Annotated in this window: 17 protein-coding genes; 9 read left to right on the forward strand and 8 right to left on the reverse strand. The window is 57.0% G+C overall.

The window, feature by feature from the left end; genetic code table 11:
- Window positions 1–116 precede the first annotated feature (116 nt).
- Window positions 117–2,225, forward strand: a complete 2,109-nt coding sequence (locus tag GSQ91_RS15360; protein ID WP_158822642.1) for a S9 family peptidase — start codon at window positions 117–119, stop codon at window positions 2,223–2,225.
- A gap of 156 nt (window positions 2,226–2,381) precedes the next feature.
- Here the strand turns inward: GSQ91_RS15360 and GSQ91_RS15365 are convergent, their stop codons facing one another.
- Window positions 2,382–3,125 (reverse strand): hypothetical protein, encoded by a 744-nt coding sequence (locus tag GSQ91_RS15365; protein WP_158822643.1) that lies wholly within the window; start codon window positions 3,123–3,125, stop codon window positions 2,382–2,384.
- Window positions 3,126–3,447: 322 nt separating this feature from the next.
- The gene (locus GSQ91_RS15370; protein ID WP_158822644.1) at window positions 3,448–4,086 is read right to left on the reverse strand and encodes a TetR/AcrR family transcriptional regulator; all 639 of its coding nucleotides are present in this window, start codon (window positions 4,084–4,086) and stop codon (window positions 3,448–3,450) included.
- 75 nt (window positions 4,087–4,161) lie between these two features.
- Between GSQ91_RS15370 and GSQ91_RS15375 the strand changes: the two genes are divergently transcribed.
- From GSQ91_RS15375 to GSQ91_RS15385, 3 genes are all read left to right on the forward strand, one after another.
- The gene (locus tag GSQ91_RS15375; protein ID WP_158822645.1) at window positions 4,162–5,700 is read left to right on the forward strand and encodes an FAD-dependent monooxygenase; all 1,539 of its coding nucleotides are present in this window, start codon (window positions 4,162–4,164) and stop codon (window positions 5,698–5,700) included.
- Between the two features lie 218 nt (window positions 5,701–5,918).
- Window positions 5,919–6,098 carry a hypothetical protein gene (locus GSQ91_RS15380; RefSeq protein WP_158822646.1) on the forward strand — a complete coding sequence of 60 codons (180 nt, stop codon included), beginning with the start codon at window positions 5,919–5,921 and terminating at the stop codon, window positions 6,096–6,098.
- A gap of 286 nt (window positions 6,099–6,384) precedes the next feature.
- Entirely contained in the window at window positions 6,385–7,302 is a 918-nt protein-coding gene (locus tag GSQ91_RS15385) for a dimethylarginine dimethylaminohydrolase family protein (protein ID WP_158822647.1), read from the forward strand.
- A gap of 90 nt (window positions 7,303–7,392) precedes the next feature.
- On the opposite strand, the gene GSQ91_RS15390 is transcribed toward GSQ91_RS15385, so the two are convergent.
- Window positions 7,393–7,794: a septal ring lytic transglycosylase RlpA family protein gene (locus tag GSQ91_RS15390; RefSeq protein ID WP_216845272.1), complete on the reverse strand. Its 402-nt coding sequence runs from the start codon at window positions 7,792–7,794 to the stop codon at window positions 7,393–7,395.
- A gap of 317 nt (window positions 7,795–8,111) precedes the next feature.
- On the opposite strand from GSQ91_RS15390, the gene thiD reads away from it, so the two are divergent.
- Both thiD and thiS read left to right on the forward strand, forming a co-directional pair.
- Window positions 8,112–8,921 (forward strand): bifunctional hydroxymethylpyrimidine kinase/phosphomethylpyrimidine kinase, encoded by an 810-nt coding sequence (gene thiD, locus GSQ91_RS15395; protein ID WP_158822649.1) that lies wholly within the window; start codon window positions 8,112–8,114, stop codon window positions 8,919–8,921.
- A 29-nt stretch (window positions 8,922–8,950) separates the two neighbouring features.
- Entirely contained in the window at window positions 8,951–9,175 is a 225-nt protein-coding gene (gene thiS / locus GSQ91_RS15400; protein WP_254064608.1) for a sulfur carrier protein ThiS, read from the forward strand.
- On the opposite strand, the gene GSQ91_RS15405 is transcribed toward thiS, so the two are convergent.
- From GSQ91_RS15405 to GSQ91_RS15415, 3 genes are all read right to left on the reverse strand, one after another.
- The gene (locus GSQ91_RS15405) at window positions 9,125–10,420 is read right to left on the reverse strand and encodes a glycosyltransferase (RefSeq protein WP_254064609.1); all 1,296 of its coding nucleotides are present in this window, start codon (window positions 10,418–10,420) and stop codon (window positions 9,125–9,127) included. The genes thiS and GSQ91_RS15405 overlap by 51 nt on opposite strands.
- Before the next feature lie 33 nt (window positions 10,421–10,453).
- Window positions 10,454–13,510 (reverse strand): RICIN domain-containing protein, encoded by a 3,057-nt coding sequence (locus GSQ91_RS15410; RefSeq protein ID WP_158822651.1) that lies wholly within the window; start codon window positions 13,508–13,510, stop codon window positions 10,454–10,456.
- Between the two features lie 801 nt (window positions 13,511–14,311).
- Window positions 14,312–18,175: a carboxypeptidase-like regulatory domain-containing protein gene (locus tag GSQ91_RS15415; protein WP_158822652.1), complete on the reverse strand. Its 3,864-nt coding sequence runs from the start codon at window positions 18,173–18,175 to the stop codon at window positions 14,312–14,314.
- Window positions 18,176–18,721: 546 nt separating this feature from the next.
- On the opposite strand from GSQ91_RS15415, the gene GSQ91_RS15420 reads away from it, so the two are divergent.
- Window positions 18,722–19,315, forward strand: coding sequence for a hypothetical protein (locus GSQ91_RS15420; RefSeq protein ID WP_158822653.1), 594 nt, complete (start codon window positions 18,722–18,724; stop codon window positions 19,313–19,315).
- A gap of 335 nt (window positions 19,316–19,650) precedes the next feature.
- Here GSQ91_RS15420 and GSQ91_RS15425 read toward each other — a convergent pair whose 3' ends face one another.
- Complete coding sequence (locus GSQ91_RS15425) at window positions 19,651–20,007, reverse strand: nuclear transport factor 2 family protein (RefSeq protein WP_158822654.1); 357 nt, start codon at window positions 20,005–20,007, stop codon at window positions 19,651–19,653.
- A 132-nt stretch (window positions 20,008–20,139) separates the two neighbouring features.
- On the opposite strand from GSQ91_RS15425, the gene GSQ91_RS15430 reads away from it, so the two are divergent.
- The gene (locus tag GSQ91_RS15430) at window positions 20,140–21,072 is read left to right on the forward strand and encodes an AraC family transcriptional regulator (protein WP_158822655.1); all 933 of its coding nucleotides are present in this window, start codon (window positions 20,140–20,142) and stop codon (window positions 21,070–21,072) included.
- 142 nt (window positions 21,073–21,214) lie between these two features.
- On the opposite strand, the gene GSQ91_RS26270 is transcribed toward GSQ91_RS15430, so the two are convergent.
- A complete protein-coding gene (locus tag GSQ91_RS26270; protein WP_158822656.1) occupies window positions 21,215–21,376 on the reverse strand; it encodes a carboxylesterase family protein in 162 nt (53 codons plus the stop codon).
- Window positions 21,377–21,756: 380 nt separating this feature from the next.
- Between GSQ91_RS26270 and GSQ91_RS15440 the strand changes: the two genes are divergently transcribed.
- Entirely contained in the window at window positions 21,757–25,452 is a 3,696-nt protein-coding gene (locus GSQ91_RS15440) for a carboxypeptidase-like regulatory domain-containing protein (RefSeq protein WP_158822657.1), read from the forward strand.
- Window positions 25,453–25,820: the final 368 nt, after the last annotated feature.

Genomic DNA, 25,820 nt, shown 5'->3' on the forward strand with positions numbered 1-25,820 from the left:
CGCGAAGGCTACACAGATCCCCTTCGGGATGACGAGTAAGAAGGGCAAGAGCCACTACAGCTGCAACGGGAAGCTGGGTGGTACACTCAGCAAAATTCTGAGGATGGAGTTTTCCCATGCCTAGATGGTTCTCTTTGTTGTTGTGCCAGGCGTTCCTGGGAGCGTCTGCGCAGGTGGTGTCTACACCAGCGGCTCCCGCAGTCACGGCGCCGGGTGCGCCGACGATCGATCAGTCGCTCGAGATGATCTCCGTGACCGCGCCCTCGGTTTCTCCGGATGGGACGCGCGTGGTGTATCAGCAGAGCCGAACCAACTGGGATGGGAATGCGTTTGAGGACGATCTTTGGGTGGTCTCGACCCATGATCCGAAGCCGCATCGGCTGACCGCGCCGAACAAGTCTGCCGTTGAGGCCGCGTGGTCTCCTGACGGACGATGGATCGCGTTTGTCTCGGACCGGCCAGGGGTGATCCCGAAGTCCCCGGCGGAGAAGGGTCAGATCTATCTCGCGCCGGCTGAGGGAGGCGAAGGCGTGCAATTGACGCACACCGAAACGGACGTGGATCAATTTGAATGGTCACCGGACAGCACGTCGATTGCCTTCACCTGTGCCGATCCGGACCCTCAGAAGCTCAAGGATCGCAAAGAGAGCTTTGGCGAATACCACATCATCCACGGCGACTATGACATGGAGCACATCTGGCTGGTGGATGTGCCGGAAGACCCAGGTGTCACGACTCCGGCGCCGGTCAAGATTACGGACGGCAGTTTTTCGGTGGGAGACTTCAAGTTTGCGCCAGATGGCAAGCAGATCGCGTTCTCGGCGCAGCGCGATCCGGATCTGATATCTGCTTTTACCGCGGACATCTATACGGTCACCCTGGCCGGGCATACGGTGAAAAAGATTGTAGAGACGGCAGGTCCGGATGAGGATCCGTACTGGTCGCCGGATGGCAGGCAAATCGCCTTCGTCACTGCGAACGGCGATCCGCACTTCTTCTATACAAATAACCGGATCGCCATTGTTCCCGCGGACGGAAGCGCGAAGCCTGTGGTGGTGGACGAGGCCTTCGATGAAGATGCGAGTCTGGTTGCGTGGGCGGCGGAGGGGATCTACTTCACGAGCTTCGAGCATGGCACGATGCGGCTGTTCCGGCTGGATCCGATGGCGAAGTCCATCGCGGCGGTAAGCCCTGAACATCAGTACATCACGGCGGTCTCGATCTCGCCGGATGGCAAACACGTGGCGTATCGCGGAGCGTCGGCGGAGCATATGCCGGAGATCGATACGGCGGAGCTTGGCTCCGCCCATGCCGGGGCTACGAATTCCGCTGCATGGGCGCCGGTGCAACTGACCCACGTCAACAATCAACTCGCTCCTTATGCACGGTCCACGCGTGAGATCGTGACATGGAAGTCCGGCGACGGGGCCACGATCGAAGGCGTGCTGGAGAAACCCGCTAACTTTCAGCCGGGAGTGAAGTACCCGCTGCTGGTGATCATTCATGGCGGCCCCACGGGGCTCGACACACCGGTGCTGGCGCCGGACCGGTACTATCCGGCGGAGCGCTTCCTGGCACGGGGCGCGTTGGTGCTGCGGCCTAACTACCGCGGATCCGCAGGGTATGGAGGGAAGTTCCGCGCACTGAACGTGCGCAACCTGGGCGTGGGAGATTATGCCGATGTGATCAGCGGCGTCGACTCCCTGATTGCCAAGGGCATGGTGGATCCGAAGCGGGTGGGGGCAATGGGATGGAGCGAGGGAGGTTATATCTCGGCGTTCATCACGGCCTCGAGCGACCGCTTTGTAGCGGTCAGCGTGGGCGCAGGCATCTCGGACTGGGCGACGTATTACTACAACACCGACATAACGCCGTTTACAAGACAGTATCTCGACGCCACGCCGCAGAGCGATCCTGAGATCTACAAGAAGACTTCGCCGATCAACTACATCAGCCATGCCAGGACGCCGACACTCATTCAGCAGGGCAGTGTGGACCACCGGGTGCCGGTGGCGAATTCCTTTGAACTGCGGCAGGCGCTCGAGGACCGCGGAGTCCCGGTGAAGATGGTGCTGTATGAAGGCTTTGGGCATCCGATCACCAAGCCCAAACAGCAGCGCGCTGTCATGGAAGAGAACGAGCTCTGGTTCAACCACTACATCTGGGGTGATCCTCTCCCGGCAGATCTTACTCCGGTAGCGAAGGCGAAGGAAGACAAGAAGTAGGGAAGTGGTAAATAGTGAATCGTTACCAGCCACCAATCCGGGTGCCCCATCTTCGGCGCGTTTTTTGCGCCTAAGGTGGGCATCGGGCGAACGCCCGACTGCTCCCGCCCATCTATACCTTGTCTCTAACGCTACAACTGGCACACAACAGCGTTTTCATGGCTTCGCTGCGCCAATATCTGCAGGGCTGCGCGGATCAATCTCATGATGCGTGTCGTACTGGCTGCTGAACCCGGTTACGCTTACCACCTTCCCCGCAGCAAAGCTGCTCGTGGGAATGCCGGTCTGCACATTGACGAAGATCAGGGCTTCACCGGAACCGTCATTGATGGAAACCTTGAAGCCATAAGGTCCATCACCAGCCGGTGCCTGCGTAATCTTGCCGTGCACCTTGACGATCAGTCCTTCATTGGCTTCGCCCACCTCTGCGGTCTTCAGCGGCTTCGGCGCGATGACATGGAAGTCACTGTCGTTCTTTGTGGTCGCCTTCTTCACGGCTGCCGCGTCGGCGGGGACCACCACCAGCAGGCCGGACTTATCCGTGAGCACACCGCTGACACGCGCGCGCCAGGGCGGCACAATACTTGCATTGTCCGGTGTACTGACATAGATGCCGCCGCTGGCGTCCTGCAATCCAAAGCCTTTGTCGTCAAAGCTCGACTCGAAGGCGCCCGAGGGCGTGGAGTCCACCCCATAGATCGTGACGTGGGCGCCCAGGGGCAGGGAACGTGCCTTGGCGATCGGAATGACATCATCGGCAGGAGCGGCAACAGTAACGGTGCTTGTAAGGGCGAAGATCAGACCCAGGCAGACAAAGCTTAAAATGCGACGTTGCACGCGAGACGCTGCAGCGCGCTGGGTTCGCACCATCAGGTTGGAGTCTTCATTCCTAAGAGCCATGCACGTCCTCTTTCTTTTGTCGGAAGATCCCGGGCCCGGGATCCAACACGATACTCAATCCGGATCAGCTTAGATGAATGGTGATCTATTGCGGGATATTTTGAAGCGCGTTTCGGTCAGGCGAGACGGCAAGGGAATAGTCCTCTACAAACGCGGCTAAAAGCCCGATTTTCAACTGTCCTTATGGCATGACCTAATGGCCACGGCTTCCTCCGTCCGCGTTGCTAAAGCGTCACGGCTGGCTAGCCATGGAGTACAGAGGGGGGCGTTTGCGGGAGGGGCACAGATAGACGCGAAGCATCATCGAGCCGGAGTTGATGGCTCACGCGTAAGGCGTGCCTGCCATCGCAGCTTTCAGGCCGATGGTTCCCTTATCCACCATCGCGAGAAAGGCGGCATTCGCCTTCTTTGTATTTCGACTCTTTCGAAAGGTTCGGTGAGCCTGAATGTGGGCCACGGTCCACGTTGCCAAAAGTAGATTGGCCGCCAGATAGGCGTCGGGATCGGCAGGTTCTCGCCCTGCGCCTTCAGATAGCGCGACCGCTACGAATTGCGCGATCTCGTCACGTATCGCCCTGGCCCGAGCCTTGAGGGTTTCGCTGCGCTCGATGGTCTCGATGAAGCCTTGGCTCGCAACGGAAAATTCGACGTAAGGGCTCTGATCCGCAATCAGCCGATGAGCGAGCAGCCGTAGCGACTCGATCGGAGATACGCGGGGATCACGCTGCTGCAAAGTTTCACGCAGGGCCTCCCGAATCTCCTCATCGCGATCAAAGAACATGTCCTCCTTGCGCGGGAAGTGATTGAACACCGTCATTCGCCCGACGTCCGCGGCTTCCGCGATCTCGTCTACGGTCACATGATCAAAACCCCGCTCGGTGAAGAGGCGTGTGGCGGCATCGGATATGCTTTCTCGCGTGGCGAGCCGGTTGCGGGATCGACGGTCGAATGGCTTTGGCATGTGACTCTTGACAGTTTACATGTACTGAGTATGTATACTTAGTACATGTACTTGGTACATGTTAGAGGACGACGTATGGAAGAGCATGTAGATGTTGTAGTTGTAGGAGCTGGGCCGGTCGGACTTCTTGCCGCCATAGAACTGACGTTGGGCGGCGTGCGCGTCCTTGTGCTGGAGCGCCTGGTGACACCGAGCATGGTCTCGAAGGCATTGGGCATCGGACCGCTTGGAAGTGAAGCGATGCAGCGTCGCGGGATGGCTGCGGCCATCACCGCCGCAGAGGAGCGCATCTTCGCGGCGATGAAGAAGTCCACGGAGCAGAACGGACCAGACGCGCGTGGTCGAGGGACCAGGTTCAGTGGCCATTTCGCTGGCCTGACTCTTATCCGAAAGGATGCGCAGAAGGAGCCGGAACGGCGTGCCCACCCGGTAGATCAGCAGGCCGTCGAAGCCATGCTGGCCGACCGCGCGCTCTCTCTTGGGATCGAGATCCACCGCGAGTGTGATGTCACGAACTTCGTTCAGCAGGCGGACGGTGTGGACGTGGCGTGGGCGTCTCCGGCAGGTGATGGCCGCATCCGCTGCTCCTACCTTGTTGGTTGCGACGGGGGACGCAGCTCCATCCGCAAGATGGCCGGCTTTGACTTTCCTGGCACGGCTCCATCCATGACGATGTACAACGCGGTCGCCGAGATCGACCATCCCGAACGCCTGTTGCCCAGTGGCTGGCGCCGCACATCGGGTGGCGTGTTCTCCTATGGGTTTCTCCCCGGCCGGTTGGTCATGCTGGACTTCAGCGGTCCACCGGAAGACAGGGAGGCTCCGGTCACATGCGAGGAGATTGAAGCCGTATTACGCCGTGTCAGCGGCGCGGATGTCCGTGTCAAAGCGCTCGAAAGCGGTAGCCGGTGGACGGACAATACGCGGCTTGCCGATACCTATCGCCGAGGCAGGGTGCTGCTTGCGGGTGATGCGGCGCATATCCATACACCGTTCGGTGGTCAAGGTCTGAGCCTCGGGCTTGTGGACGCTGCCAACCTTGGCTGGAAGCTCGCCGCGGTCATTCGCGGCCAGATGCCCGAAAGCCTGCTCGACACCTACACGGCCGAGCGGCGACCCGTCGCCGAAGCCGTTCTGGCGAACACCCGTGCTCAGATGGCCATCCTGCGGCCCGATCCTCAATCGGGTGCGATGCGGGACATCATCGCGAACCTCATGCAGTTCGATGACGTCAACCGGTTCATCGGCGAGATCATGAGTGGACTTTCCACCCGTTACGATCTCGGGTCGGAGCGGGACGAGGTCGGACGACTGATTGGCGACAGGCCCGTCAGCCATCGAGATGGCGAAGGTTCGCTCTACGATCTCATGCAGGATGGCATGGGTGTTCTTCTCGACGCCTCAACCGAAGGGAAGGCTTCCAGGCTTGTTGCGGCCAGCACGCTGAGGATACGTTGCGTTGCCGTCGATGCAGGGCCTTCGATGTTGATCCGTCCCGATGCCTGCGTCGCCTGGGCCGAGGAGGAGAACAGCATAGACGGATTGGAGGAAGCGCTCCATCGCTGGTTCATCCCAAGGCTGGATGACGGGTCCAGGTTGCGATCCGAACAGTGATCGTCTTGTCCATGTATCACTCTCCATCCCGCAAATGACACCATTCGCAGGATGAATCCACCCTGCGAATGGTGTAGAATCAACTTCGAGCTTTATCCGGTTTCGCCCTCGCACTCTCCTGTTCGGCCCAGCTTCAAAAGCCAGCCTACAGATAACGCAAGGTCGGGCTGTGTTCGATAACCGGGCAAGCCACTTATTCGTTTCAGGGAGATACCACAATGGCGAAGATTGCCAAAACAGGCGACCGCAAGAAGGTCATGGACACCCAGAAGAGCACCGATTGTCCGAAGTGCTCCAAGGCCACACGCATCGTAAAGCGCGTCAAAGACCGCGAGCGCGGCGTCCCAGGCGGCGTATATATTTCGTGTTCGGCCTGCGACTTTTTCGAAAAACTGTAAACTTTTCGCGATCCACAGAAAGGCCCCCCTTCTGAGGGGGGCCTTTTATCGTGGATGTGCGTCTTACTTCCAGAACCCTTCTGGGGTTTGGCGGTTTCACAGCCGGTACATCCTGAGCGAAAGGTGTCGGCGTGGTTTTCTCCCAAGGAAAACCACCTTGCATGATTCTTCCAGAGGCGTAGTAGCTGTGAACTGCCATTGATGTATCGACTTCGGCACCCTGGTACTTGACGAGTGTTGTGTTGAGCGAGCAGACTCCCAGACGGAAAGTAGGGAAACAGGAATCATGGCAACAAGCATCCTAGTAACCAGCCCCAAAGTCACGCCCTCCCCCCTCCCCACCCTAGCCTCATCGCCTCACTACACCCGCCCCACCTACCTGATGTGTCCGCCCGAGTGGTACGGCGTCGACTACGTCATCAACCCCTGGATGGCCGGCAATGTCCACCGCTCCTCGCGTGATCTGGCGTTTGCGCAGTGGAAAGGCTTTCACAACGTCCTGCGCGGCGTCGCCGATGTGCGTCTCCTGCATCCCGAGCCGGGCTGTCCCGATATGGTCTTCCTCAGCCACGGTGCACTGGTGCATCACGGCGTGGCAGCCATTTCCAGCTTCAATCATCCGCAGCGCCGGGCCGAAACCCAGCACCTGCAAAAGTGGCTCGAAAGCCAGGGCTTCCTGCTCTGGAAGACGCCGCGTGAAACCGCCTTCGAAGGCGAAGGGGACGTCACCTTCAACGACGATGGCACAACCCTTTGGGCAGCCCACGGCGTCCGCACCTGCCGCGCGGCCCATCGTCACGTCGCCGATGCCTGGCATACGCCGGTCTCGTCGCTCCACCTGGTGGACCCGCGCTTCTACCACCTCGACACCTGTTTCACTCCGCTGCATGGCGGCTTCCTGATGTACTACCCAGGGGCCTTCGACGCGGCTTCGCTGACCTCGATCGAGGCTGCCTACCCGGCAGAGAAGCGTATCGCCGTCTCCGAGCATGACGCGATTCATATGGCATGCTGTGCGCTGAACATCGGTCGAACGATCTTCACCGGAGAGTTGAGCCGTGAACTGGCGGCGCAGCTCTTCGACGTCGGGTTCGACGTCGTTCAACTGGAACTCGGCGAGTTCATCAAGAGTGGCGGCGGCGCAAAGTCGCTGGCTCTTCGCTTGAGCGATCTGCGTGTCACACACGCCACCATCGGCCGCTAACCCAAAACGACTGTGGCGGTCCTTCTAACAAGAAGGACCGCCACAGTCGTTTTCGTTTAAGCTCTGTCTTTACGGAATTGGTTGCGTACCTTAGCGGACGACAATAATTGGGCTAGGCATCGGGGACATCTCAGGTAGAGAAGCCACCAGATCCTCCGACATCTGTACATCGCTAGGGCTGACCTTTTCAACCTTGACCTTACCCAGACCCTGGATCCCTAGCTTCTGTGCTGCTGCGTAGGAGAGGTCCATGATCAGGTTTCCGGACATGGGGCCACGGTCGTTTACCCGCAAAAACGTAGACCTCTGGTTATGCAGGTTGGTAACCCGAACCCAGCTTCCCAGGGGAAGCGTGCGGTGCGCACAGGTAAAGGCATTCATGTCGAAGCGTTCGCCGGTTGCAGTCTTGTGTCCTTGAAAGCGGGTCCCATACCAGGAGGCTTTGCCTACCTGGAACCAATGGTGCTTGATGGACGCCGCGGGTGTTGACACGATGCTTCCACTTGCAGGGGCCGGGGGACTTGCTACGATAGTGCTCGTCAGGCCCAAGGCAGCTGCCAGTAGGACGACGCGATTGCGTCTCCGTCCTGTGCCACTCAAGGTATTCTTTCGATCTCTCGTGTTGTAACCATTCATACATATATTGTCGAACGCCAAGCAACCTAAGTCAAACATTTGAAAGGCTTTTTTATTCCATAAAGTGTTGACTCAAGGGGTTCCTCCATGGTAGGAAATTAGATAGGGAATTGGCCCTTTTGCCTCCGCAATCCGTGCCATACATCCGGGCCTCCGGAGCAGGGAAAGGCCCGATGCCACCTCCGATAGCACTCACGATTGCCGGCTTCGATCCTTCGAGCGGCGCAGGGATTACCGCCGACCTGCAAACATTCGCCGCCCACGGACTCTTTGGGATATCGGCGATCACGGCGCTCACCGTTCAATCGACCTTGGGAGTGGCTTCTGTTGAGGCAGTTTCCCCAGTGCTCCTTCGTCAGACTCTGGATCATCTCAACGCCGATCTACCTCCAGCCGGAATCAAGATCGGGATGCTGGCGACTCATGATATTGTCAGTAAAACCACAACTTTCACTGATGCTCATAAGCTACTAATTCCAATTGTTTTAGATCCTATTATTTTATCCAGCTCAGGCGCTCCTCTCCTCGATCAGGAAGGGCTGCGCGTTCTTCAGGAAGAGCTTCTCAACCGGGTCTCATGGATTACGCCAAACTGGGCTGAGCTCGCCGCTCTAACAAGCAGAAAAGTGCAGTTTGCACCCGATGCCGAAACCGCCCTGCACGTTCTTGGACTTCGTTATCCCCATCTGCACATAGTCGCTACCGGCGGCGATCATGGAGATAAACCCATAGATCTACTGCGGACTCCAACAGGAGAGATTCACTCCTTTCCGGGCAAACGTATCGACACAACCTCAACCCACGGAACCGGCTGTGCCTTTTCTTCGGCGCTTCTCAGTCGTTTGATACTGGGAGATACCCCCCTCAGCGCTGTCGCCGGCGCGAAAGCTTTTGTCGAAGGCGCTTTAAATCATGCTCCCGGAGTGGGCCATGGCCGAGGTCCGATGGATCTGCTTTGGCCTCTGCGGCATCCGTCAGCTTAAGATGTTGTTAGGCCAAGATGCAGACTGACATGACGCTTCAAATCAACGGACAAACACGCAGCTTCCCCGAACCCGCGCCCTCAACGCTGGACCAGCTCATTCAACAACTCGGCATGAAGGCCGACCGAGTCGCCGTCGAGCGCAACGGAGAGATCGTGCCTCGGGCGGAGTGGACCGGAACAGTGGTGCAGTCCGGCGACCGGTTAGAGGTTGTGCATTTTGTCGGAGGCGGCAGCCCGCCCACTGCGGGATGACGCCAGAAGGTCGCGTAGAAGCGGCTCCCAGCGGTCTCCATACTGAGTCCAGCCTCCGATGGCCTGAACCCGAGCCAGTGCGGCAGCCCGCATCCTCGCCTGCAGAAGGGGATCGTCAGCCAGCTGCTGAAGCCTCGCAGCAATCGCTCCAGAGTCTCGAATAGGGACGATAAATCCTTCAACCCCGTCGCTGAAAAGATCCTCCCCTCCGGTATTGGTTGAGCAGATCACCGGACATCCACAGGCCAAAGCCTGCGCCTGCACCAAAGCTAGCCCTTCCTCAATACTGGGCAGCACCAGGACATGACTGGTGCTCATCAACTCTACAAGCCGTGGCTGCGGAACCGCCCCGAGAAACTCTACGTTTTCCTGTGGGCATTTGGGCAATACGGAACGCAGGTCTTCCTGCATCTGACCGGCAATCAGCAGTCGTTTGCTCGGATGACGTAACTCCGAAAAAGCCTGGAGCAAATATGGAATGCCTTTGCGAAGCCCCACGGCTCCGGCAAACAGCACACGTAACTCGCCCTGAGGCGGCTCGCCGACAGGGTGGAAATTCTCCAAACGAACACCATAGGGAATGGTGTGAACCTTGGCGGCAGGAACCCCCATTTCGACAAAGGACCGTGCCGCCATACTGGATGGAACGGTGATCGCGTCAGCCTGGGCATAGATAGCCTCCTCGCGCATCGTGTCACGCTCGTCAGAGACCTGCCGCTCGACACCCCAGCGACGATACTCCTCCGCGACGATGTTCTCCTGATACCGCTGATGCGTCGATCCTCGATCGCACACAAAGATACCGCCACGCTCCTGCAAATTTCGGCCGGTCAGAAGACCGGCTCCGGAGATAGCGATCAGAACATCCGGCGAGGGTTCACCGCGTCGCAGGTTGCGTTCAAACTGACGGTCAGTCCAGCGATCGAAGGTCAAGGCATTCGCATAGCCGAGATGGTCATCGAGAACCGGCAGATCAAACGGGCTGCGCTGCAGCGCAATCTGCGGAAGATGGAGCCACGGAAATGTCTTGACCTTGTCCCTGGGCAAACCTTCTCGCTGCAGCCGGGACCATGGCCAGGTTGAATAGACTCGGTCAAGATGTCCCCGGCGCTCGAGTTCACGAGCCAGTTCGAAGTGGTGGAAGACGCCGAAGACGGCCTGGGCTACTCGCATGAAGAGGGTTAGGCTTTTCAGCTTTAGGATAACAAAGCCGCGTAAGCCCTTGAACGCAGAGAGGGAACTCATCGATGGGAGAAGAGTCCCCCCCTCTGTGAACCATTACGGCGTGACGAGCTTCCACGCCTGGGCTGCTGTTCCATTGCAGGTGTAGATATCCAGTTGCACCCCGTTTGCAGTCGAGGCACTCGGAGTGTCCAGGCAAAGACCGCTGCCTTGGCCGACAAAGTTATAGTAGCCATTGCCCAGCGGCACAGCCTCCCATTCTTCGTTGGAGTTTCCAGAATAGGTCCACGTCTGTAGGAGACTGCCATTGGTCGTGCCGTTGCCGGTTACATTCCAGGTTTCGGTCGGAGCATTGGCGTTGGCTACGTAGTAGTAGCCACTGGCACTCCCGTTCTCGAACTCCCACTGCTGGTTAGGCTGAGTGCTGTAGGTGCCTTGCCCGCAGGCCCACTGCTGAACGGCGGTTCCATTCGCCGTGCCCGAAGCGGTGTCGTCGATGCAGGAACCGCTATTCTCGTTGACGAGGTTGTAAAACACCCCGGTACTCAAAGTAGATCCACCACCACCGTTCGATGCAAAGGCGGCTGAGTAGATGTTGTAACCTCCGTTGTCCTGGTTCCAGGTCAGGACTTGCTGGCCCGCCGTCAGTGTGACGCTGGCGGTTACCGTCGTCCAGTCTTGATAGCCGCCGGTCTCCGGAACATTGACCGACCCAGTCAGGTTTGTTCCCGCGGAATTCGACAGATGGAATCCATCGGTCACTGCGGCCGGAGAGGCGACCTCGAAAGTGACGTTGTATGTCCCGGACGTAGCCACGTTCACCGTAAATCGGAACCACTGTCCGCTGGCTGTCCAACCGATATCGTTGCCGCCGCCCGGAGCTGAGGTCGTTTCCAGATCGACGCCATCGGAACGATAGCCGTTATCCGATCCGTTGACAGAGGCGACGTTGTAGCCAAGTCCCTGGCCACCGGTGTCGTAGTTTTCGGCCAACACTGTGCCAGGGATGGCTGCGGGCGTTCCGCCGTAAGGCCCTTCGGTGGTCCCACCTCCGCTGCCGGTGATGGTCGTACCGTTTCCTTGTGCCGAATTAGCCGATGTGCCGGCCGCATTAGCAGCCTGCACGACGTAGTAATAGGTAGTCGTGGCAGCCAGACCTGAATCGGTGAATGAGGCTCCGGTCAGGTCTGAGGCAATCATATTGCTCGACGAAGGCGTGAACCCGGAGGCCGTGCTGCGGAACAGGTTGTAGCTCAACGTGCAGTTCGACCCTTCAGCGCTGGCGCTCCAGGTTACGTTGATCGTGCTGCCTGAAGTTCCCGATCCGGAGGGCGTTCCAGGAGTGCCCGGAGCAGAACCGCAATTGCCGCTTGTGCCTCCCCAGGAGGTGAGATAGCTGTTAGCGCCTGCCGTTGTGCCGCCATTATCGACTGTGTCGTTGTTGGAGGCGATGTTGTAGTTGATTTGGCCGTCAGAAAGGGTCACAGACACCATGTCATGGAACGTGACTCCGGCGGCGACCGGGGCGGCTATCCCGCTGTTCGCAACGATAGCGACTCCCTGATCGAAGACAGAGTAAACACCGAGACCGTAGGCCACATGGGTGGCGACCGTCGGAGCAACGTTGTAGGACGCATAACCGTCCACGCCGCCGTTCATCCATGCACTCTCACTGGGAACGTCATAGGGCATTTCGCTCTGGTAAAAGATGGTTTCGCCACCTTCACCGTTCCACACGACCTGCTCGTTCTCGTAGTGTTCGACAGCCAGGCCTGTTGCCAGTACGTTGTCCCCATTCACGACCAATCCGTTACTGCAGACATTCGCAGTCCAACCGACGGTTCCGTCGTTTCCATGGTCGGCGCGCCAGCTCCACATGTTGTCGATAATTACGTTGTCGCTATCGATCTCCGTGGCTTCGGTGCAGGTTCCCAGGGTGGCTCCGCCAACGCGAAAGTGCACATCGCTGATCGTAGTTGGATTGGTTGCGTGGCTGACGCGTGGTGCGCCTTTCACCCCTACCTGTAGAAGCACCGATGAGTTGACCGGGCCCGCGTCGATGAGAAATCCGGCAAGCTGCACTCCGCCGACATCGGCTACAGTGAGCGCGGGCGTTCCCGACTGCGGGACAAGATCCGCATATCCGAGTCCGAGCACCACGGTGTTGGCGTTCGTGACATTGATGGATCCGCTGTACTGGTAGATGCCAGGGGTCAGAATGAGATTTTCGCCGGAGGCCAGCGCAGCGTTGATCGTGGCTAACGAGGTTGAGGGCGTGGCGATCAGGAAGGCGCTGATTGAGAGAGAAGTACCAGCCTCTCCGCTGCCTACACCGCCGTTAGCCCAGGTTGTGCCTGACGTATTTGTTCCGTAGGTAGGCGAGAAGACCCAGTAGTTGCTGCTGCTGTCCATGTAGAGGAAGGGCTTTTCGCGGCTGACCGGAGTGGTTGCGAGGACGGTATATGAACTACCTCCGCCACCAAATGGATTGCTTTGCCCTGGAGCCCCGGAGACGCCTGAAAAGACCATGTTCCAACTGCCCCCCGTCCAACTCCCGAGGGAACTGTTGCGCGTATACCACTGTTGCTGGGAACAGGAGTTGAGTTGGCCGGTGATCTTGGTGTTGGCGATGAATCCGCCGCTGGAGTAGTTGCAGCCGGAGTCCGTGAGTTCTACCGGATTGTTGATCAGCATGCGCCGGATGGAAGCCCCCTGCGAAACACCCCATTGCAGAGTGCCGGACCCCGGCGTGGTCATCTCCAGGTTCTCCATCGAACGCCAGAAAGTTTGCGTGTCATTTCCGTTGATGGTCTCGTTCGACTCCAGATAGCCCTGGCTGATGTTGACGGCTGTAGGGGACTGGCCAAGGCCGGCAATGGACTCATAGAATCCCACCTCGGATTCGACGCCGGTGTAGGTACCCGGCGCGAACAGCACTGCATAACGATTGGTGCTGAACTGTCCGTTACCGGCCAAGGTGGAGAGGGTCGAGTTGATCGACGAGATCGAATTGCTGGGAGTAAAGACGTAGACGTTGGGGCCAAAGATTGTGCTGTTCTGTGCGAAGGCTGAAGTGCCCAGGGTGAGGAGCCCCACGAAAGTCAGGCAAAGGAATAGCTTGCCCACAGTAGCTTCAAATGTGCGATTTCTCATCAAATTCAACTCCGATCAAGAATTGGTTTTGAATCGACTGCAGCGCAATACTGGATGGCCAGAATCCATCAACTCAGCTTGAGCGAGGGGGAATCAGTGTCATAGAGAGCGGGTAGGGCAAGCTAAAATACTTTGTAAGGAAAGTTGCACAACACACCCTATTGGCACCCAAGCAAGGTTGTCAAATATTTCTTTCCGTAATTCCATTTCGAACAAGGGGGCATTGCGAAGGCTACGAGGAGCGCAATGATCTGGAATGGCTCCGTTCAAGTAGTGTTCGTAACTGCAGTAAATCGGCCTTGTCACGTGGGCGGAAGGGTAGTTTAGACACTGCAATCCAGCGGCTGTGTTGGCGCAAAGCAGAAGTGTCGCTGGCGGTGCAAAGCAGAAATGTCATTCCCATCAGACCGGCATTTCCGCTGCTTTTCGCCGCGCGAAAAATCATGCGCTTTCGGATTGTCGATGCGTGTCAATGAGTGATGCGGGGATTATGCATGAAGCCAGAACTCTCCAGGTGCGTCTGGCACATCCCCGACGCCAACGTGAAAATCGCCAAGGCATGTGCCAGTATCCTGAAAAAATTCCGCATCGCAAATCTTCAGTTACATCAGAGTGAAAGTAAGAGAAAGCCGCCTGCGCGTAGGCGTAGCTGATCCGTCGGAACGCGATCGGCATCTACCAGCGTCACGGCCAAAGCCAGCACATCCCATCCGAAGATGACTCTGCGCAGTTGTGTTGAAGGGGTGCCCGAATTCTGCGCGCCGTGGCTGGCTGTACAGAAATCGGGCCGTTGGTAATGGGTTAGAACGAGAACTTCCCGGTAATCTTCAGGATTCTCGGAAAGTTATATTGAGTTGGGCCGATCGTGCCGAAACCGCTCCAGCCGGACCCCGGAGTGTATACCGGTGTTCCGTCTGCAGGATTGCTGTCCGGTCCCCCAAATTGCGGCGTATTGAATGAATTGAATGCATCCAGGCGCAGAGTGAAATTCATGTTCTCCCGGATCGGCGTGCTTTTCATCAAGGAAAGGTCAATGTTCGCGGCGCTGGGCGTGCGCACCGCGGTGACTTGCTGGGGCAGAGTTTGCAGGCCCCACGTGTATCCATCGACGTTGGGAATTTCACTCCAGCAATTGCTGAGAGTGGCGGCATCATTCCTGAGCCATTCTTTATGCGTGGCTCCCTGCGCGGGTCGCAACTGGCTCAGGGGGCAACTGTCTGTCCAGCCGTTATTGAGCCCAACGGGCTGTCCGCTCTGAATCGAGATTACGGAACTGAGCGTCCAGCCGTTGATGAACACTCCAATCGGCGCCGGGGGATTCGAGAATAACCGCGAACCCTTGCCGAAAGGCAGGTCCCAGACCGGGATCAGCGACAGGACCTGATCGCGATCGTTACTGGAGATAATATGCACCTGATTCGTGCTGATGCCGCCCGGAACGGGAGCGGCCGAACCTTGGAAGGGCCATCCAAAGGGGTAACCGTTTCCGTTGATCGTCTTTGACCAGGTGTAGGCGGATTGGAAGAAGAGCCCGCGGTCACTTCCATAGATGTGACGGCTGACTTTGACCTCCAGTCCGTTGTACCAATTTTTGCCGATAGGCGCGTTGTACTCTCCGACAAGCGAGGGGCCGCCACCCTGGCAGTACTGGCCGAGCGGCTCGCGCAGATCGAGAGCCCAGATGGTTGGATAGGCTCCGCAGCCGCTCCCTCCCTGCTCCGCTGCGGCTACGTTGTAGTAGGGATTGGGTACCTGCGCCGTAAATAAACTGGGGTTGGCGATGGCCGCTTTCCAATCCGACAGAGTTGTATTGGCCGCGCTCAGCCAGACAAATGCGCGGTTTCTGTAGGAGTAATTCGCCGCGTAACGGGCATCGACGACTATCCTCCCTGGCAACTCGCGCTGGCCGCCAATGGAGAAAACCTCCCCGCGGGGCAGCTTGCGCTGGGGGAAATCGAAGGCGATACCGCTGTTTCCTATATTGGACAAAAGCCCCTGCGAACTTCCCGGAGGCACTTGAAGACTCACGCCGGCAAAAGGAGATCCCGACTGAAAGGCTGTGGAGGGAGTGATGCCGCCGTTCGGGGAAGAATTATAGGGCGTGGTTTCAGCGAAGCCGACGTTGCTTCCGCCTTCCAGGCCGCCTTGATAGACCAGGCCCCAACCGCCGCGGATCACGGTCTTGGCATCGATAGCATAGGCAAAGCCTACGCGCGGACCGACATCGCTCCAATCGGTGTAATACGCATCGGGGGAATTGCCGTTGACACCGGGAAATTCCTGGCCACCCAGCACCTGTGTCGGAGCCGTAACGCCCGCTGCCTGCCATGCGGCAATGTTGCTGGCATTGGAGGTATTGGCCTTAAAGTTCGCATCGGTGCCGACAGGATTCACGCAGGTCAGGCACATGCCGGCGTCGAGTGCGTTGTGGCGGTCCCGCAGGCCGCGCTGCACATCGTAGCGGATGCCCAGGTTCAAGGTCAGTTTCCGGCTTACGCGCCAATCATCCTGGAAATAGAGGGCATAGACCGGCTGACCCTCTGCGTTGGTACCGTTCCAGTCGACGCCTCCGCCGCTTGGATACCCCAGATAAAAGCTGGCCAGCGAAGAACCGTTCCCTTCATTACTGTTGCATCCATTTTTGGTCGACCCTGGAGTGCCGCCAAAGCAACCGCTGTTGGTGGGATTGTATTGGGTGAATGCGGCGTTGTACTGGAAGTCACCATTGGGATGGCCGGAAAGAGACCAATCGCCATACCGGTAGTCGGCAATCGTCCCGCCGAGATGTATGCTGTGTGCTCCCTTGATTTTCGTGAGATCGACGCTCAGCTCGACGTTGGTCGTTGCGTCAGATCCCACGGAATTGCCGAAGATGCTTTGGTTGTTGCTTGAGGTCTGGCCAAGTATGCCACCGGTATAGCTGTCGGTGACCTTAATCTCGGGAACATTCTGAAGCGTGGTGTTGCCGGGAATCGGCATGTTGAGGCCCAGGCTCGATGAAGGTTGTGCAAGGGAGAAATTACCATCCGGCGCTATCTCCACAAAGCGGCCAAAGGAAACCTTGACGTCGAGCAGCAACGTGGACGAGAAGGTATGGGTGACGTCTTGCCCTGCCGCCCAATTCTCACGGGTCTGGTTGATATTTCCGTTGGCGGCGAGTCCGGTCAGGCCATTCGTGCTTTGGTATTGCGCACCGGTTTGCCACTCGTAATAGCTGTACAGTTTGGTGTTGTCGCTGTAGTTGTAGTCCACCCGGATGCTGGGTTGGTAATAGTGAGTGAGGAGCGGCTGCGGCAGATAGTAGTTGGCGCCCTTCGCGAAGTTCGTGGCGCCCGGTATATTCGGCAACGGAATATACTTCAAAATTGCCAGCGCGGTAGCGTTCAACTGGTTTGCAGGAATCGTATCGTTCGGAAACTGGGTTTGATAAAGGTCGTTGTTGTTGCTGCAGCTGGCCGCGGTGAGGCCTTCGCTGATAGGACAAGTCGCCGAGCCCGGCTGATAGATCGGAACTCCGTTGGGTTCGCCCGACGAAGGGCCAAAATGGGTGGGATCCATTGCGGAGACAAGGCCAAAATTCACACCCGGATTGCCGTTGTATCCCGGCCGCAGATAGGCCGGTGGCACGTTCATCGATACTCCGGACGCGATCGATTCGTTGTATCCTTCAAAGCCGAAGAAGAAGAAGAGCTTGTTTTTTATAACCGGGCCGCCGATCGTTCCGTCGTACTGGTTTTCCACGTACCCTTGGCGGGGAAGGCCGTAAAGGTTGTTCTGAAAGGTATTGGCGTCAAAGATCTGGCCTCCGTAGTGCTCCGTCAGGTTGCCGTGGAACTTGTTCGTGCCGGCCTTGGTGACGACGTTGACGGTCCCGCCGGCGGTTCTGCCGTACCGGGCGTCGTAGTTGGTGGTCATCACATTGACTTCACTCACGGTGTCGAGATCAGGCGCGACATTCCAAGCCCCGGCGGACTGATTCTGGAAGGTCGTCTGTTGCGTGATATTGACGCCGTTGAGCGTGAACTGATTGGAGGATCCGTTGGCTGCGTCGCCCTGCGGAGCGCCACCGCCAATGCTGTATCCATTGTTGTTATCCCAGCCGCGGGTACCGGTACCGTTGGGTCCAGTCGTGCCGTTATAGGACTGGCTTCCCGGCGTGCTCCCGATCAAGGTATAGACCTGGCCCCCGTTGAGCGGGACTGCAGCCAGCTCCCGCTCCTGGATCAAGTTACCGCCGGACCCGGTGGTCGTCTCAAGCTCTGGAGGCGCGGTCGTGACCGTTACTTCGTCGCTGGTTGCGCCGACTGTCAGCTTGAAGTTCTGACCAAACCCCTGCGCCGCAAACATGCGCACATTGTCCTGGACGGCTGTCATGAATCCCTTGGACGTGACTCGGACCGTATAAGTGCCCGGAAGCACATAAGGGATGTAGTACGTACCATCGTTGGTTGTTTTGGCCGTATAGGTCGTTTTGGAATCTACGTTGACAGCCGTAACCGTAGCTTTGACGACGACCGCGCCCGTTGGGTCTGTCACTCGCCCGGAGAGTGTAGCTCGGAATTCCTGGGCCTTCGTGGAAAGGCCCGATAGCAGAATCAGAACGATCAGGAGCGTCCCTTGGCTCCGTGAAAACCGCAGTCGAAAACACTCAACAATCTGTCTCATTTTGAAGCCTCCAAAGATTTGCTTTTGTTCGATCACATGCATCGAATGAAGTATTTGCATCAATGAGGTACGGGAGCCTGGGAGTTGATCGCAAGCCTACTCCCAGATCAGGCGCTGAGTAGTGATGCGTTCTGAAAAAAACCTGAAATTTCTATGAACGGCGACATGTAACCTGTTTTGCAGTAACTAAGGCCAGAGCATGGCCCAGCCGTTTGTTCTCTACGACGGCAGTGTGGTTAACTCGCTGGTCTTTGCTGAAGACACGGTAGGGAATTGAGATCCCTCTCACCTCCAGCGGCCTATCTGCGAAGCCATAAAGTTCGACCTTCGGACAGCGTTCATCCGATCGCAATTGCATTCGAGAAGCTCTTCTGGGCGTTTCGCGAGTCTCGAAAGCCTACTCTTCATGGAAAAACACCGCTTCGCAACAACACACCTGAGATCTGTCTTTAACTCCTTATACTTTTCACGAATGGTGTGACCGAATTAGCTATCGCTGGTCGATGGAAGATCAATGGATCACTGCTACAGGAGATGACAGCACAAATGAAAGCGATGAAGCTTGGTGTAGTGGTTCCTACCGTCCTCTTGGTCTTTATGGGGGTTACTATCGGAATTCTGGTGGTGAAGCATCAGCGGCACGTGCGTTTCGCCGCTGAAGAAGGCTTAAGACGCGAGATTCGCGAAAACAATGACGGCGTGCAGGAGTTGAGGGATGCCATCCCGGAAGAGATAAAGAACATTTCCGGAACAGTGGCGTTGCTGCAAGAACGAGAGGCAGGACACGAGACGGACGGCGCGCCGATCAAGATCGGGATAGCTGTTCTGTCCCTTACAAACGCGAATTGGCAGGCAGCTACAGTCACGGGTGCCATGGAATCAATCGACTATGACACGGTACAGCGGTTCGCAGGTGCTTATTTCGAACAATCACGCTTAGCGCAACTTCAAACATCGACACTTGAGTCCATGATGTCTTTATCTTCATATGTCGGACACGGGGAGAAAATCCCGTCCATGTCTCCAGCAGAGGCACGAGCCGCCGAGATTCAGGCTCAGGCGCTGCTCGCCCATTTGCGTATGATGTCTCGCATGAGTGACGGCGTTCAAGGCGCATATAAGGATGCTCTCAGGTCATGAAAAGCCTCCCAGAAGTTTGGTGAGGCTCAATCGCCGAATCGATGCGCGATGAAAGAGGGAAGAAAAACATTGCCGGCGTCGATGTCGCTGATGCCTACAAATCTCAACTCCTTAGGTCTTCAAAGTAGCTTTCTATACTCTCGCAGTTCGACTATACAGAATATCCGTTATCAGACGTACATGTACTTTTCGGAGATCCTGGAGTCAGATGCGTGGTCTTTTGGTGTTTTGCTGTATGAATCACTACGCCGCACTGGAGGCAAGCTCGATCGATGTGGACCTCCCTCGCCATGCAAAGCCCCACAGGTCGGGACACTCGATCGAGCCATTAAGTACTATGCATCCCAGAAGCCGGATAGGAATACCAAATTCTCATTGGCATCGAAACGCGCGAAGCTCTTGCCGGCGAGTAACTCAGCACCATTTTTGTCGTACATCATCCATTCAGCCAGAAGTTGATCGTGGTGCTCGTAGTACTTGTGCGTTCTGAAGGTGGCACCGTGGAACTGTTTTTGAAAATTCTCGATGTTCGCAATCATTTCTGCGAGCCCCTGCCCTTCGCTTGTCAAGCTTGAGAAGCTTATGTTGTCCGCTAGGCTGCGGCTGAGTAGCTCCTTCCGCTCGACTTCCGTGATATCTGCCCAGGCGTCTTGGTAGATCTTCCATGTTGCTTGGCGTGCCGCATTTGCCATTTGACTTCTCCTTGCCACAGTGGTGGCGGTAAGAGGTTTAACGGACCCTCTCACGAATCAAAGAGTAATGAATTGGGGCTGGAGTTTCTATGCTTGGAAAGCCTTATTCGTTTATCATTCGTCCAAAGAGAAATGGATCCATTTGTTGACCTAATTCGCCTACTGCGACCACGGGCGACACTCTGGCGCACGATCGAAGCTTGCGGACGCTGGGGCATCTCTTTCCATAAACGGAACGACCTTCTGTTCTGTTGGGTAGAAAAGGGAGAGTGCTTGCTGCAACGCCCGAAAGTGGCCGCACTGAAGCTTCGAGCAGGTGACTTTGCACTGGTACGAACGTCGAGCTCGTTTGATCTAACCTCTGACGCAAAGGTGAAGTCCATCGACAGCGAAAAGGCGTTCGCGTCGCAGAGCACGATTGCGTTGAAGATGGGAGCGGGTAAGGCGCGGTCTTCAACGCTTCACGGTGGGAGGTTCGTGTTCGATACAGCGAATGAAGAGATTCTCACAGGGCTGCTGCCTCAATTGGTACATATCCGCGCGACAGATAGGTCTATGCGGCGAATTCATCAACTACTGAAGATGAACGCAACGGAGTCGGCAAACCGGAGGCCCGGATATGAGTTCGTGGTGGCGCGATTGATGGAGCTAATCCTGATTGAAGTACTTCGTAGAGAGGGGCTGAATACAGAGAGGACGCTGCCAGGTCTACTTGCGGGTCTGAGTGATGCTGTTGTGGCTCCGGCACTGAACGCAATCCACGACGATGTGGCTCACGACTGGACGGTTGCTGGACTCGCAAGTCTCGCCAATATTTCGCGGTCGGCATTTGCTAGTCGGTTCCGTGAGGTGGTAGGCACGGGGCCGATCGAGTATCTGAAGAACTGGCGTATCGCGGTGGCGAAAGACGAGTTGCGGGAGGGCGTAAAGTCGTCCTCCGAGATAGCCTTTGCGGTGGGTTTCCAGTCAGTGAGCGCTTTTAGCACCAGCTTCAGCCGCCGCGTGGGATGCTCTCCCAAAGCGTTTACGAACCGATTAAGAATCGCGACTATACGGGCGAATTGAAATTTGCCGCTTCCCTGCCTGATGGAACAGGCTGACGGGCGGATGTTGGAGCAGGCCGAGGACTCTACCGTTTGGCGTTGCTGGATACGTCGTCTCGCCTGGATACACCCGAGGAGACCATGCAGCGGTGGGCTTTGGTCGCTCAAGCCCAGACTGGCGATTTCAAGGCAATTGCTGGCTCATTCGGATTGCCCCTCCTCACAAAGTCCACCCAGTAGCCCATTATCGCCGCCGAAATAGCCCGGTCGTTTGTGGTGTCGCTCTCCGGCAGATTTCCGAAGACGTAGGCCACCTCCTGCACCATGAGTCGCGCCGGGGATCCTCAATGCCCGATTGCCCCTCGACCCGCCGCGATTCGGCCGCAATTAGAAGGAACACAGCCTCTGCTCGGGTACGATCAATTGACCGGATGACAGATTGCCATGGTGACAGCAATATTGGGCCTAAATCTGGGATTGGAAACGATTCCATTCTCAAAATTCTTCTCCTGAATTTCATACAAAATTGCATATCGCAAAGCGCATAAACCCCTATTGCAAAGGTTTTTAATGCGCCCAGCAGGTTGGCCAGCTACGTGCTATGTCTCACCATAAGTCCGAAAACGGCCGGACTGCCGAGGGATGCGACTATCCCCGGAAGTGCTCACTGGTACCCCTGTTTCATCACACTTTATTGAGGAGTCACATGCGTCGAATTCTTCACGTAGCCCTGTTCCTTGCAGCGCTTTTTGCCACATCTGGGTTTGTTTCCGCACAGACAACAGCATCTGTGAATGGCACTGTCACCGATCCGTCGGATGCAGTCATTCCCGGTGCCACGGTTGTTCTCTCCAAGGCTTCGACCGGTGTTCGCTACGAGGCCAAGTCGGATTCGGCTGGCTCCTACCACTTCGCGAGCGTTCCCCCGGGCCCCGGATATTCGTTGGAGTTCAGCGCTCCGGGCTTCTCCCCGTTCAAGATCAATGACATCTATGTAAACGTCGCAAACTCTCGTACGCAGAACGCGAAGCTGACTGTCGGCACTTCGACGGTGGAAGTGCAGGTCACCGATACCTCAGACGTGACGCTCAACACGACCGACGCCAGCATCGGCAACAACTTCCAGGTATCGAAATTGCAGGACCTGCCCGTGTATGACCGCAGCTCGCCGAGCGTGCTCTTTACCCTGCAGCCCGGCATTACTGCGATTGGTGCCACCACCGGCGCACGTACAGACCAAAACAATGTTACGGTCGATGGACTGGACGTAAACGACGCCTCTAACGGTAACTTCAAGTCGATCACTGGCAACGCCCCGGTCGACTCGATCCAGGAGTTCCGCGGCACCACCGGCGGTTTCACCGCGGACAATGGTCCGGGCGGCGGCGGCCAGTTCCAGCTCGTCACCCGCAGCGGCTCGAACCAGTGGCACGGCAACATCAACGAGTATCATCGTGACAACTCCACCACGGCGAATGACTGGTTTGACGCCAATGCCGGTGTTGCGCAGCCGGAGCTGGTCCAAAACCAGTTCGGCGGTGCCGTGGGCGGTCCGATCCTGCACGACAAGCTCTTCTTCTTCGTCAATTTTCTGGACTCGCATATCGCGCAGCAGTCAACCGTAGAGCGTACCGTTCCTCTCCCGTCCTTCGCTGCGGGAACGATCTCTTACATGAACAACAATGCGGGCTGCACCAACGCTTCTCGACAGAACACCACCCCAGACTGCGTTTCCTCTCTCTCCCCTGCCCAGGTACAACAGATCGATCCGGCCCATATAGGAGAAAGCCCGCAGGTCTTTGCCTTGTTCAAAAGCCGCTACCCGACACCAAACGATCCGAGCTTCGGCGACGGGCTGAATTCCGCAGGCTTCCGTTTCAATTCGCCGATGCCTAACAATCTGACCAACTACACAGGACGCATTGACTACGCCTTAAGCGAAAAAATCAAGGTCTTCGGCATCGGCAACTTCTCTCGTCAAAACCAGGTAACCGGCGCGGAACAGTTTCCTGGTGATCCGCCGTCTCAGCAGTTCGTCGACCGCAGCTATAGGTACGCAGCCGGCGTGAACTGGGAGATTAGCCAATCGAAGTTCAACCAATTCACCTACGGAAGCACCGTTCAGGACTATAACTACGCGCAACCTTCGAATGCCCTGGGGCTCTACCAGCTCAGCTTCGGCAACGGTTTTACGCCTACGCTTGTCGACAATCCTTACTCCAGCCCCTCGGGCGCGTCATCTCGCCACGTGGTCATCTCGCAGGTGAATGACAACTTTACCTGGACCCTCGGACGCCACCAGTTGCAGCTAGGCGGATACTTCAAGTGGATCCACTTCATGGGTTCCAGCACGAGTGGCTACGACAGCTACAACCTCGGTCTCGGTGGCCACATCTTCAGCACGCCTGGCCTCGAACCTGCGAACCTTCTGCCGTCGAGCAGCACAGCAGAGGAGTACTTCGACAACGCCTTTGTCTCTTCGCTGGGACGTATTGCGAGCACCGGCGGCACCTTCAACTATGATGTCAATGGCAACGTGCTGCCGCAGCCTTCCTCCTCCATTCGCAATTGGGTCGACTACCAGACGCAACCCTATATCAGCGATAGCTGGAAGATCACCCCGCAGCTTACGATCAATGCGGGCCTAAACTACCAGTTCTTTACGGTGCCCTATGAGACCCACGGTCTTGAAACAATCCAGACCACAGGTTTCGACAAGTACTTTGCAGCCCGCGAGGCGCAGAGTGCGGCCGGCATCTCGGGCAATGGCGCGGTGCCGTTTATTACCTACGTACTAGGCGGCAAAAAGAACAACGGTCCGGGGTTCTACAAGTCAAATCTCTTGAACTTCGCCCCGCATCTGGGCTTCGCGTATACACCGAGCTTTGATCCAGCCACTGTCTTCAACGGCAGCGCGAGCGTTGTGTATGACCGTACCGTCATCAATGCCATTCTGAACCAGCAGATTGAGTACTCCTATCTGTTTCAGCAGAACGTCTCGAATGAGAATGGCAATAACAGCGATCCAGACGGCTCCGTCGCCACCGATCCGCGGCTCGCTTCGGCACCTACTGTAACGGCCCCCGCTACACCCAAGGCTCCCTTTCAACCCTGGGTCACGAACGGTGTTCCCACTGGCCTGCAACTGGGCGAATTTAACACGACGGTCGATCCAAACCTCAAGACGCCGTATTCCATCCTGCTCAGCTTCGGCATGCAGCACCAGTTCCACGGTTCTACCGTGCTCAAGGTCAACTATGTCGGTCGTCTTGGCCGCAGGCTGCTGGCGCAGGGCGACGCCGCCCAGCTTATCGACTTCCCGGATTTAGCATCCGGTCAGACGATGAACCAGGCAATGCAGAACATCGAGCGTGAAGTTCGTGCCGGAAAGAGCGTGGCTAACCTGCCCGCGGAACCATGGTTCGAACATCAGCTCCCCGGCACCTATAAGGGCAAGCTGCCGAACAACACCTCGGCTGCCGCTTCCTCCAACCCGAACCTGGTCGAAATTGGCGACTTCGGTGATTTCATCCAGGCGCTCTCTCCCAACCTGCAACCCAACGTGGGTATGGCCGCCCAGTTTGGCGAAAATACCATCTTCACCAACAAAGGCTTCTCGACCTATAACGGCCTGCTCGTCACGCTGCAGAAGAACCTGAGTCAGGGGCTGCAGTTCGACGTGAACTATACCTGGTCGCACTCCATTGACAACACCTCGGAGGTCGCGAACGACGGTGCCGGTGACGGATATGGGTTTATCTGCGATGTCGTGCATCCGCGCGAGTGCCGTGGTAACTCTGACTTTGACACCACACACTACATCACCAGCGACTTCACCTACACGCTGCCCTTCGGTCGCGGACGCAGGTTCGGTGCTGCTCTGCCGCGGATTGCCGATGAATTCATCGGTGGCTGGAGCGTGAGCGGTATTCCTTCCTGGCACAGCGGGCAGGCATGGTCGCCGCTCTCGAATGCCTTCGTCGCCGGCTTCGCAAACGATGCGCCGGCTATCTTCAATGGCGATAAGAACGCTGTTAAACGTGGCATCCACAAGGAGTCGAATGGTTCGGTGAATGTCTTTGCCAATCCCGCTGCAGCAGATGCGGCGTTCTCCGGGCCGGTCGGGCTTACCATCGGAAGCCGCAACATCCTTCGCGGACCCAACGACTTCAACATAGATGCGGGGCTGGCTAAGACCTTCGCGATATTCCCGTCCAGGAACATAAACTTCAAGTTCCGCGCTGACGCCTTCAACGTCCTCAATCATCCCAACTTTGACGACCTTGATTATGGAAGCTACGGCGGATCGGACAACGTCCCTTCTACGAGCAACTTCGGTCAACTCACCCAAATGAACGGACAGCCTCGCGTGCTGCAGCTTTCAGGCCGCATCGAGTTCTAAGCTTCCTTCCAATCACTAAAAAGCCACGGGGCAACCCGTGGCTTTTTCTTTTACCCAACCTCCTCGTGAGAGGAGCCTGGTTGTAATAGAAACGATTGCAATTTAAAACTTGTACTTCAGCGCAAACTGGATTTCGCGCGGGTTGTAGTTTGCCGACGTCGCGCTTCCCTGCCTTGGTTCGTTCAGGTTTGATACTCGGCTATCTGCAACTAGTATGGAGGTGCTGTCCCACAACTGTGGAGATTGTTACCGCCTGGAACCGACTTGACTGGAGGAAAACCGTGCAATCAAGTTCTTCATTTAGCCGCACGACTTGCGATGCGCTTACCAAAGGTTCGCGACCTTGCGCGAGCACGCCGCGTCGAGTT

It is taken from the genome of Granulicella sp. S156 (genome assembly GCF_009766105.1).
Taxonomy (GTDB): Bacteria; Acidobacteriota; Terriglobia; order Terriglobales; family Acidobacteriaceae; genus Granulicella.